The 10,403-nt window shown below is 57.6% G+C and carries 13 protein-coding genes and 2 pseudogenes; 10 read left to right on the forward strand and 5 right to left on the reverse strand.

The window, feature by feature from the left end:
• Positions 1–242: 242 nt before the first annotated feature.
• Positions 243–530 (forward strand): DUF1236 domain-containing protein, encoded by a 288-nt coding sequence (locus C3Y91_RS36195; RefSeq protein ID WP_168576387.1) that lies wholly within the window; start codon positions 243–245, stop codon positions 528–530.
• A 65-nt stretch (positions 531–595) separates the two neighbouring features.
• On the opposite strand, the gene C3Y91_RS36200 is transcribed toward C3Y91_RS36195, so the two are convergent.
• Positions 596–1,735 carry a glycosyltransferase family 2 protein gene (locus C3Y91_RS36200; protein WP_168576388.1) on the reverse strand — a complete coding sequence of 380 codons (1,140 nt, stop codon included), beginning with the start codon at positions 1,733–1,735 and terminating at the stop codon, positions 596–598.
• Positions 1,736–2,205: 470 nt separating this feature from the next.
• Between C3Y91_RS36200 and C3Y91_RS36205 the strand changes: the two genes are divergently transcribed.
• A complete protein-coding gene (locus tag C3Y91_RS36205; RefSeq protein ID WP_168576389.1) occupies positions 2,206–2,589 on the forward strand; it encodes a response regulator in 384 nt (127 codons plus the stop codon).
• 417 nt (positions 2,590–3,006) lie between these two features.
• On the opposite strand, the pseudogene C3Y91_RS38320 reads toward C3Y91_RS36205, so the two are convergent.
• Positions 3,007–3,288 (reverse strand): annotated as a pseudogene (locus tag C3Y91_RS38320) (sialate O-acetylesterase); the annotation flags it as partial.
• Positions 3,289–3,596: 308 nt separating this feature from the next.
• On the opposite strand from C3Y91_RS38320, the gene C3Y91_RS36215 reads away from it, so the two are divergent.
• The 5 genes from C3Y91_RS36215 to C3Y91_RS36235 all read left to right on the forward strand — a co-directional run bounded on the left by C3Y91_RS36215 (position 3,597) and on the right by C3Y91_RS36235 (position 6,558).
• Positions 3,597–4,211, forward strand: coding sequence for a response regulator (locus tag C3Y91_RS36215; protein ID WP_168576390.1), 615 nt, complete (start codon positions 3,597–3,599; stop codon positions 4,209–4,211).
• Between the two features lie 340 nt (positions 4,212–4,551).
• Positions 4,552–4,824, forward strand: a complete 273-nt coding sequence (locus C3Y91_RS36220; RefSeq protein ID WP_168576391.1) for a BON domain-containing protein — start codon at positions 4,552–4,554, stop codon at positions 4,822–4,824.
• Positions 4,825–4,954: 130 nt separating this feature from the next.
• Complete coding sequence (locus C3Y91_RS36225; protein ID WP_130772773.1) at positions 4,955–5,350, forward strand: DUF1236 domain-containing protein; 396 nt, start codon at positions 4,955–4,957, stop codon at positions 5,348–5,350.
• Between the two features lie 100 nt (positions 5,351–5,450).
• Positions 5,451–6,335, forward strand: coding sequence for a DUF1236 domain-containing protein (locus tag C3Y91_RS36230; protein WP_168576392.1), 885 nt, complete (start codon positions 5,451–5,453; stop codon positions 6,333–6,335).
• A gap of 55 nt (positions 6,336–6,390) precedes the next feature.
• Entirely contained in the window at positions 6,391–6,558 is a 168-nt protein-coding gene (locus C3Y91_RS36235) for a hypothetical protein (RefSeq protein WP_164902642.1), read from the forward strand.
• Positions 6,559–7,155: 597 nt separating this feature from the next.
• On the opposite strand, the gene C3Y91_RS36245 is transcribed toward C3Y91_RS36235, so the two are convergent.
• Together C3Y91_RS36245 and C3Y91_RS36250 are read right to left on the reverse strand one after the other, a co-directional pair.
• Complete coding sequence (locus C3Y91_RS36245; protein WP_168576393.1) at positions 7,156–7,395, reverse strand: DUF2934 domain-containing protein; 240 nt, start codon at positions 7,393–7,395, stop codon at positions 7,156–7,158.
• Positions 7,392–7,637, reverse strand: a complete 246-nt coding sequence (locus tag C3Y91_RS36250) for a hypothetical protein (RefSeq protein ID WP_168576395.1) — start codon at positions 7,635–7,637, stop codon at positions 7,392–7,394. The genes C3Y91_RS36245 and C3Y91_RS36250 overlap by 4 nt, the downstream gene beginning before the upstream one ends.
• Positions 7,638–7,871: 234 nt before the next feature.
• On the opposite strand from C3Y91_RS36250, the pseudogene C3Y91_RS36255 reads away from it, so the two are divergent.
• Positions 7,872–8,366: pseudogene (locus C3Y91_RS36255) on the forward strand (hypothetical protein); the annotation flags it as partial.
• A gap of 131 nt (positions 8,367–8,497) precedes the next feature.
• On the opposite strand, the gene C3Y91_RS36260 reads toward C3Y91_RS36255, so the two are convergent.
• Positions 8,498–9,388, reverse strand: a complete 891-nt coding sequence (locus C3Y91_RS36260; RefSeq protein ID WP_168576394.1) for a LysR family transcriptional regulator — start codon at positions 9,386–9,388, stop codon at positions 8,498–8,500.
• Positions 9,389–9,512: 124 nt separating this feature from the next.
• On the opposite strand from C3Y91_RS36260, the gene C3Y91_RS36265 reads away from it, so the two are divergent.
• The gene (locus tag C3Y91_RS36265) at positions 9,513–9,776 is read left to right on the forward strand and encodes a helix-turn-helix domain-containing protein (RefSeq protein WP_128412765.1); all 264 of its coding nucleotides are present in this window, start codon (positions 9,513–9,515) and stop codon (positions 9,774–9,776) included.
• Between the two features lie 70 nt (positions 9,777–9,846).
• A complete protein-coding gene (locus C3Y91_RS36270; RefSeq protein WP_174827225.1) occupies positions 9,847–10,227 on the forward strand; it encodes a hypothetical protein in 381 nt (126 codons plus the stop codon).
• Positions 10,228–10,403 lie beyond the last annotated feature (176 nt).

The following is a 10,403-nucleotide window of genomic DNA, read 5'->3' on the forward strand; positions in this document are numbered from 1 at the left end:
AACCCGCCGCTACCGAACCAACAACAGCAACCAAAAACCGCTGGAGCGAACTCAAAACTGGATAAAACTTGGGGGCAAGGTCAGCCGCGCCCGCATTCGCGCCCATCCGCTGCCGCCATCCTATCGCCTACCCTCGGAATGACGCGCTTTTGAGCTGGGCCACAGGCATTCCGTGTAGCGGAGGAACCATATCTTATTAGTAGCGTTTACCGGGACACTGAAAATCCTGGGAGGATAATAACATGAAAACACTGGTCATCTTTGCGGCAGCGCTGTTTCTGTCACTCGGAGGCGCGGCGGTCGCGCAGACGACGACGGTCGTCGTTCCTGGCGAGGTCAGGACCTATGTCGAAAAACAGGAAACGCCATCCGTCACCTTCGAAGGTGACGTCGCAGTCGGTACGGCATTTCCTGACACGGTCGAGATCCACAAGATTCCCGATCAACCTGATTACGGTTATGTAGTCGTCAACAAAAAACGTGTGCTCGTCAATCCGAAGACCCGCACGGTGATTGAGGTCATCAAATAACTTCAAAGCATCGCGGGCCTGCTTCCCAGGCCCGCGATTCCTCTATCATTCCTCCTCCGTCCGCATCAGGTGCTGTTCGCTCGGCGAGGGAGGGCTGAATTCAGCTTGGCATCCACCGCAGCCAGCCGCATCAGATGACGTCGTAATCGCGCGGTCTCCTTTGGGCATTCGAGACGCGAAGGAGCAATACGATCGTCGAATTTCAACCTCCTCATTCGCGGCTGACCTTCACGGTTTGCTGTGGTCGTCCCGAGACGAAGACAGTGTTGTATTCCGCGCAGACCCTTCTCGAGCACAAGCCTAACCACGAAACACGGGTCGCTTTGGAAAATCACCCCAATGGTAACGAATGACAGAAAGGTTCTCCGAGCTTGTCGGAATTCCCAAAACGCATATTTCTGCGTGGCGTCGATTGCACTTCCGATCGCGTATCGGGGGAGCTGCGGATTTGCGGCCAGGGAACGCCTGACGACTTCCAGAGCACCTTTGCCCATTCGCAGGTGATCGGAAGACATGCTGCCGGGATGCTTTCGATATCCCACCAGCCGTTCGGGAACGACTTCGATGAAGTAGCGTGCGGCTAGCTTGAGCTCGAAATCGAGGTCTTCGCAGCCTCCAATGCCGGCTGCTGCATATGAGCTATCAAAACCACCTATCGCAAGCGCGGCGTTCCGCCGGACGAGAAGCGCGCTTCCATTCCCTATATACTTAACATTCAGATGCCGGGCATAGATATATCCTCTTGCAACATCGGAACTGCCAGGGCGAATGATCTCGTCGTCCTCGTTGATGATGTAATGCAGCGTGTAAACCGCAGCCCAGTGCGAGGACAACCGCCTGAGAGCGTTCACCTGCTTTTCGATTTTCGTTGGGTGCCAGAGATCGTCCGCATCAAGGAATGCCACGAATCGACCTGATGATGCCTCGATCCCAGTATTCCTTGCGGCGGCGACACCGCGGTTGGGGGTGGACAGGAGGTGGATCCGTGAGTCTGACGTCGCTATCTGCTCGACGAGTTTTGCCGTGTCGTCCGTGGAACCGTCGTTGACAACAAAAATCTCAAGGGCGGCGTAGGTCTGGCGCATAGCGGACCGAAGCGTGCGCTCAATGTAAGTGGAAGCATTGAAGGCCGGGATGACTACCGAGACCAGAGGCTGGTCAGAATGAAATGTGTCTGGTCGATCTTCATCTTTATATGAAAGCATTGCAGATCTCTCGCCACGTCAATCACAAAGATACTTTCGTACAGGTGAAGGGACTGCTTTTTGATTTCTGCCGTTTTCGTACATTCAATTCGGAGCGGGCAAATCCCAGCCGCCGACATTATTGGAACGCGGTCAAAGCCTACACTCTAACTTTATTCTGCGGGCGCAAACGGACTTTGGTCCGACGTAGACCCTCTACTTTCGTAGAAGGGGTAGATATGTCAGCCGCACGTTGTCGAACCCTGGAGTTCAGGCCAGGCGTCAAGATCTGCTCCTCGGACACCTCGTTCATGCGGATCGCGGACAGGGAGCGGGCGCGCGATCTCAGTGAGGCAACCGGATCTCGGACCTTAGTTGGGGATGCTTCAGACTGAAGTCCTACACGTGGAACCGCTTGTGGTGGGCAGTGTTTTCGATTGGCGACGCCAGAGAGCGCCGCGCCGATTTTGTAGCCGCCCTGGAGACGAACCATGCGCCTGCTCATCGTCGAAAACGAACCGGGAATCGCTCTGGTGATTGAGGACGTCGCGATCGACGCCGGATTTCAAATCACTGGCATCGCGGGGAACATGTCGGAAGCTCTGGAGCTCGGCTCCGCGGCAGACATCGCCATCATCGACGTCCGGCTTGGGGATGGAATCACCGGGCCGTCCATTGCCCGCGCCCTCTTTTCCAAATTCCGACTTGGGGTGGTGTATTTCACTGTGAACCCCGGCCTCACCAAGGACCCGGAGGGCCGAGCTGACGCCACCAAGCCGGCGAGGCCCGAAAGAATAGTGGACGCGTTGTCCATGGCTTCCAAGAACGCTCGCGCAAGAACGCATCGCGTCGCGAGCGGGCACACCTTCCGCTGAACGTTTGAGGCGCCGTTGATCGGTTTCCTCCACCCGAACTCAATGCTGCCGACACTATTCTTGTTGTCGGTCAGAGGAGATGCAATATGTCCGCTTCGCTATCGTATGAAGTGGCTGTGCTCGAAGTTTTCAACGAAGGCTACTGTACGCTCGGCAACTCGCACTGTGCTGATCGGAACATATGCCGTTGCTCGACACGAGTGGACGCGCCAACATCAAGCCCCATCCACTAGCAGCAAGCTACCAATCCAGAGACCGGATGTGGTTTGCGCCGCGCAGTGCAGCTAATCGGCCGGCCAAGTTACGACGCCGATCTTGGATTGCGACCCTCGAAAGTCTCGTGCCGGATGCACCACCTTCGTCACAATCGGGGGCCGAGGCCGAAGCGTGCCAGCTACGCAACCCGGTCAGCAAAGGCTATCGCGAAGATTTGAGGCGGGGATCGCCGCGCAGAAGGTTCAACCAGGCCTCCGACATTTTCTCCGCGCCTGTGCCCCCGATATGGCAATCGTCGTAGCGGTCTTCTGCATCGAGTAACGCGTCAGAATTTACGCCCTCTCGGATACCATGGCCGCTTTTTGACAGGGCCAGTTGCGCCCGTACTACCGCATTGTCTGGAATATGCTCCTTGAAGCCGCCGTTGCTCGGTTCGAGGCATTTCGATGCGATCGAAATGTAAACGGGTGCTTCGACGCCGTTCGGTCAGTCTGAATCGGGCAGGTCACAGGCGTTTTTGATTCATCCCCGATGAGTCTTTCCTTGTCGTCGAAAGTATAACGACTTGGAGCCGATCGGACCGATCAAGGCTGTGCGCCAGCCATGAAGGTTCCTTTAAACCGTGAAAGCCGCGGGCGGCAAAATCACGATATAACACCGACCTAACTGAAAGTGTTCAGTCACTCCTACAGTGTCTCTCTGGACGTTTCCCAAACGCTTGCCATGTCTGTCGAATAGCCAATCGCCAGGCGACAGATGGTTTTTCAGTCCGAGGAAATGGAGGGTGCAGCTTGACAGCCATTACGATAGCGATCGTGGACGATCACCCTCTCTTTCGAGAAGGGGTGAGCCGCACTCTGTCCGAAATTGATGATTTCGTCGTTGTCGGCGAAGGCGCAAGCGCCGATGACGCCGCGACGCTGGCGGCGTCCCATGGGCCTGACGTCCTTCTGCTCGATGTGTCCATGCCCGGAGGAGGGATCGACGCGATTTCCGAGATCGTGGTGCGAAGCCCACAGACAAAGGTCCTGATGCTGACCGCCTCGGAGGAAGCCGAATCCCTGGTCGCGGCGCTACGACGAGGGGCAGCGGGATACGTTGTCAAGGGTGTCGGATCACGGGGACTTGCAGAGGCCATTCGAACGGTCGTTGGAGGCTCGTGGTTCGTCTCGCCGTGCATGCGGGCCAGGATGGTCGAGAAAAGTCTCTTCATCGAACGCACTTCACTCACTCCCCGCGAACTCGAGGTGATAGAACTGGTAGCCGAAGGACTTTCCAACAAGCATATCGCGCGCCGCCTGGATCTGCAGGAGAAAACGATCAAGCATCACATGACCGAAATACTGTCCAAGCTTGGCGCCACCAATCGAACGGAAGCAGCAATCAGATGGCGCCAGGGCGCCTAGGCGGAGATAGCGCAGCGACGGCACCGAAGGCGCACGGGCTGATCGCCAAGGATTCGAGGTCGCCGACCGTTCGGATTTCTATTCGTGTCCTACGCACGCAAAGGATTCCGCATTTATAGCGGAGTAGTCAGGGAGGTTCTGACTGGAGTTGGGCAACATGCTTAACCTCCCTGACGTCCTTGCAAGGATTACGAGCCTGACGTCCTTGCAAGGAGGATCTAAGCCAGATCGTGCCGAGGGAAAGCCGGACTTAGGTCCGGCTGGTGATGTGAGGGCACGATGCTCATATCTCATGCGAGGTATAGTGTACGTCCGTGGAGGGGCGGAACAGGAGGAGAATATGAAGTTCGGCCCCGATAACCACAATCACGAAGAGCGCTGCTCGCAAGGCCATAGTTCGGCATCCACGATCGCCACAATCGAAGCAGCCCTTTCCGCCGATCCGGACATCGACAGCAGCGCCATCGAGATCAGGATGCTCGGTCCCGTCGTCCTTCTCGAAGGCTTTATAACCAACACGGCAGACCGCGATAAAGCCATCTCGCTTGCTGCGATGATCGTCGGCTGGGAGAACGTCCAGGACCGGATGCTGAGCCGCTTTTCAACCCAGTAGGCAGCCGAATCCGACGGGCCAGGACCAAGGTCTGATTGAGGCCCGGCATGAAGTCCTACTTCTGGAACACTTCCTCCATCTTTCGGTTTGGCTCCGCAGCGGAACCAACCGCACACAAGGAGGAAAACAGATGAATATCAAAGTAGTAGGAATTGCCGCGAGCATCCTGTTGGCATCGACGTCAGCCTTTGCGCAGTCGTCGACGGTGACGGGCGCAGCAGGCGGCGCCGCAACGGGTGCAGTCGTCGGCGGCCCGGTCGGTGCGGCTGTCGGTGGCATCGTCGGCGGCGTGGCGGGCAGTGTCATTGATCCGCCGCCGCAGAAGGTGGTGACTTATGTTCAACAGGCTCCGGCCCCGACCGAACGCGTCGTGGTGAAAGAGAAAGTCGTCGTCGGACAGCCTCTGCCGGAGACCGTGGTCGTCACGCCCATTCCCGATGACCCGAAGTACGCATACGCGATCGTCAACGATCAGCGTGTGATCGTCGAACCTTCCTCTCGGAAGGTCATCCAGGTCATCCAGTGACCTTCGGGCGGCTTTAGCCGCCCCCCTCACCACAATCAGGGCACGCATGCCGCATGAGAATGCGTGGCGGCATCGTGTGCCCAAACCTCGGAGAGTAATCATGAAAAGCAAACATCTCACCATGCTTATGGCAGCGTTGTCCCTCAGCGTCTCGCCACTTGCCACATTGCCAGCAGCAGCCCAGCAGGACACCAAGAGCGGCGGCCAGGCTCAGTCCGGTTCTCAGACGGGCACGGACGCCGCTTCGCAGTCCGGCTCCAAGGTCACCGGAACTGGCACCGACTGCACCCCCGACACGTCGGGAGCATGCCCGCAAGGCAAGGGCCAGTCATCGCAGCAGAAAGCCGGCCAGGGTTCAGACATGAAAAAGAGCGCCGAGCAGCCCTCGAACGATAAGTCTTCGACGAGCGGAAGCGCCTCGGGCAAGTCTTCGACAGAAACCAAACCTGGATCGCAAGGCGCGAGCGGTGGCACCACGACCGAACAGAAGCCCGCAGCCAAGTCCGGCAGCACCGATACAAGCGGCTCCGCCACCTCAGGCACGAAGAGCAGCACGCAAAATGCCAAACCTACAGAAGGCACGAGCGGCGGCACCACCACGCAGAGCGGCGACGCATCCAAACAGTCGACCGATCAGAACTCGTCGACGACCAACAAAAGCTCTTCCGAAACCAACGTCAACAACAACGCTACAACGAAAAATCAGACATCAAACACCAAAACCAACGTCAACATTTCCGTCGAGCAGCAGACCGAAATTCGCACAGTGGTGAAGGAGGTCCATGTCGAGCCAGTGAAGGAAGTGAATTTCACGGTCTCTATCGGAACGACGATCCCGAAGAAGGTTCGCCTTGAACCACTGCCGCCACGCATCGTGAAGATCGTTCCGCAGTATGAAGGCTACCGCTTCTTCATCCTTGCAGATGGCCGGATCGTCATTGTCGATCCTTCTGCATTCACCATCGTCTACATCATTGCGGCATAGCAGCAGCGCCCCGGCGGCGACCTCCGCCGCCGGAGCGCCAACGAGGAGAGGACCCATGATCTATTCCGAAGAGAAATCCCGTGGTCTGGCCTTGCCGCTGATCGCCATCCTGCTGGCAATCGCCGGCATTCTCGCCGTGCTTGTCGCCACCGGCGGCCGACATAGCAGTGCCGCCGGCCGCGTCTGGGTTCCACAGGCTCAACAGCAGGGGTCGGGACGATGAAAGCCATCGCATCCGTTGCCTTCGGCATCTTAAGCTCGGTCGGGGCCTGCGTCGCTGCCGCATCTGTCGCTCGACGCGATGGCGCTGGATACCTGCCTTGCGATCCGCCCTCTCCTGTCGTTTGGACTCAATCGTCCGGAACCGTACAGGAACTTTTCCGACTACTGTTGGGCCCTAAGGATCGCACAGGCGCCCCAGACTGGGTTGTCCGCTTCCCTTCCTTCCTGTGCGATCCGTCCTTTCCCCAAGTTGCCCCGTTTCGGCGGGGCTCCTTTTTGGTCCACAGCGAGCTCCTTCAGCGCCTTGATCTCTCGCGGATGAAAAAAATCCGTCGGAACGGGAACAAAAAAGCTCCGTTGATAGTAAAGCATTCGGGCCGTGCGGAGATTTGTTAAAGGCTGCCGTCCTACATTCGATGCACGATCCACTCAACCCAGGACTTAGCCCCGCTTCAAAAAGCGGGGCCTTTCTTGGTACCACGATATTTCAATTAATGACCCAAGCCGCAGCCCCGTCGATGGTGAAGCCGGCCAAGCGATAACTGGTGCTTTGTCATGTGATGCGCGCGAGTAACCGCTTAAAAGCGAGGTACGCCGCTCAGCCGGCCTTCGTCGATGGATTGCCCCAATCCTGGCGCGGCATTCCCGGCCGTTGCGGTTTCGGGCGAAACTTCACCAGCACCTCGCGGCCATCAACGGAAGCCTGTGTGCGCTCCAGCGCGTCGCGTTCGGCAACTGCCTGGCGCCAGTGTTCGTCGTCGCGGCCGTGAGGGCGGCCCTGTTCCTCCCAGATCGCGTAAGCTCTTTTGCTGATCCATTCGTGGCGTCTACTGCTCATCTATCCATTCCATTCGATGGTTCGGTAATGCTTTCCTGCGGGACCGGTCTCTCCTGCCGAACCGGCAGGCGGCGCTTGGCGGCCATCAGCAAGTCGAGTTCGATCGACGAGGGCCCGAAGCGGGCGAACAGGCTTTCTGCCTGCTCGCCCTTCAAGCCATATTTGGAAGCGAATTCATCAAGGCTATAGGGGCGGCCGCGCAAGATTCTGCTCCGGCGCTCCGGTTCACGGATTTGCGTCATTGTGGTAACCCCAGTTTGTTTTGCGAATGTGAGAACAAATAATAGCGTCGGAAGTTCCGCCAATTTTCAGCGTTTTTTTCATCCGGTAGTGCCGTCAAGAGCTGCGGCGCGAAAGCCGGCCGCCTGCGCTTTGGCGGCTACGCCACAAACGAGAAAGCGCCCTCCCCGATTAAGGAGAAGGCGCTCAAACTGCCGAGAAGTCCCGCACCGCGAAGCGCCATATCCACAATAGATACCAGAGTAGTGCCTTTCTATTCCGTGTTCTACAAGCCGGACGGTCCGGGTCTCACCGAACAAAAGCTAGTGGAGCGTAACCGCTCACTGCAGCCGGTGTCGGCTGTATATTTGCATCCCTTGCTCGTCGAAAAGAGAGTTAGTGCCAGCGGGACGCATGAGCTGAAATACGCGAATGCGATTGCGTTAGACGATCTACCACAGAAGAAGAACTGGCAATCCGAGACGACACTTTTCATCAATGGCAAAAAATCCGTTTCGGGCGCTACTATTATCAGGTTCGACGGCTGGGAAAAGGAAACGATTGCATCTTGTTCCTACAAGGTTTGGGCCATCAACAGCCGTCTCGAACTGACGGGATTGCCTCCGATTATTTTTGAACAATACTATTCCCCCGAGCTTCGTCTCGTTCTTCGTTCGGTAAGGCTAGGCGTCTCCAACCAGCCGTTGAGCGAGGTTCGATTTGATCGGTTCCAAATTGGCTGGGGCAACTGATTGTTTGTGGCCGAGCCTGCTAACACTGACTTAAAAAGCGGGAATGTCACACCGGAACGCGATTAACATTGGAGGCCGTGTGAGCGAAACGAGAACGGCAATTGAAGCGACCGCGGCGGCGGCCCCTCGTCCTACTTGGAAGGCCGCGCCAGTGACCGGGCGATATCGACGATGTCGTCACGCGAGGCGGTTGGGTCGTCCTTGCTCCAGGCAACGCCAAGCCCGATCCTGAAGTCGATGCCTCTCACCGCCTTCAGCTCGAAGGCCCGGTTCGGCAGGCCCTCGGTCCATTCCGGCGCAAAGCCGATGCCAAGGCCGGCCGAGACCAGCGACACCAGCGAATAGGTGTCGTCGCAGCTATAAGCGATGTTGCGGGTCAGGTCGTATTCTTCGAACTTCTCGTTGAAGTACCGCTCTGTGTAGGAGAGGTTCTTGCGATTAAAGGCGATGATCCTTTCCGAGCGCAGGTCGTCGATGCCAATCTCCGCCTGCTCCGCCAGCCGGTTGGTGCGGGCCACTGCCAAGAGATACCGTTCATGGGCGATCGAGGAGAAGCGCAACGAGCCGATGTTTTCCACCGGTCTGATGAAGCCGAGATTGATCTGGCCGTTCTCCAGGCCGCGGATGATGTCGCCGGTATTGCCGCTTGAGATATGGATGCGAATATCCGGGTACTTGCGGGCGATCTTTGCAAGAAACGCCGGCAGCACGCCGGTGGTCGCCGGATAGACGGTGCCGATTCTGATCTGCCGGATCGTCTTGCCGGCCACCGCCCGGGTGATCTCGGCACTTAGATCGACCTCGCTCAGTATCCCGACGCAGCGCTCGTGGAAGATCTCCCCTGCCCTGGTCAGTTCCACCCGTCTGGTCGAACGGATGAACAGCGGACAACCGAGTTCCCGCTCCAGCGCCTGGACATGGTTGCTGAGCGCCGGCTGGGCGATGCGCACCTTGGCGGCCGCCCGGCCGAAATGCAGTTCCTCGGCCACCGCGACGAAGTAGGAGAGCTGGCGTAGTTCCATTTTCGCGCCTCCGCTTCAGGCCCAGCGCCCTCGCCGTATCGTTCAATGACCTAGCTAGGGCACAATGATAATATGTCGGATATACCCGATGGATTAATGCAATGCAAGATGGTGGCCATGAGGTATGGACACTCGCGCACGCATAGCCTGGAACCTGCGAAACATCAGGGTCTCTCAGAAAGTCACACAGGAGAATCTCGCGGTAGACGCGCAGGTGGACCGAACCGTGATTAGCGATTTGGAAAGAGGCAAGCACAACGCTTCGATTGATCTTATGGATCGCCTCGCAGCCGCGCTCTCGATTGACATTTCTGCGTTTTTCTCTGAACCGTCACAGTCCGAGGGAAAGCCAGAGCCAATGAGAGCCGGAAGAAAGCCGAAGGCTTGATCTCCCCGCAGGAAGGTTCGCCGTGCCATCGTGTTTCAGTTCGGCCAAACCCGATCTTCGAACTTTCGGGATGCTTGTGCCAAGTCTGAGTTATCCGCGTGACAAAGATTTCTGGGAAGCCCAAGAAAGTCTCCCACGCGACGCCTCCGGGCTGGAAACAAAGCAATGCCTGGTTAAGGACATCGGATTCGACGCGAATGGTGGAGCGTGGAGGGTATCATCTCAACCCGAAGGTCCATGCGGTGTCGCCCAACTTTCTCGTATCGAGAAGGATCAGTCCGATACATCGCGCATGTTCTGGCGGCACATCGCTCGCAAAGCGGCGACCAATCCGGTGCCGTTGCCTGGAATGAGCTGCTCGGCAATCGACCAAGGGGAATATGTCTACGACTGGAAGAAGACGAGGTCGGATCACATGCAGTGTGAATTCGTCGAGTTCAGCCCGATCTGATTTGGCCGGTCAATGCACTGAGCTCGAAGATGGCGCGTTTACACGCGTGGCGGCCAGCCCGACGTAAGTGCCGATCAGAACGGTCGCCATCTCCTCTACCGAGCGACAGCCCTCGTTGTAGAGTTCGATGGCGGCATCACACAAAAACGAGGACGCTTGATCGTCCCACTCCACCT

The sequence above is a fragment of the Rhizobium ruizarguesonis genome (assembly GCF_012349115.1).
GTDB lineage: Bacteria > Pseudomonadota > Alphaproteobacteria > Rhizobiales > Rhizobiaceae > Rhizobium > Rhizobium ruizarguesonis.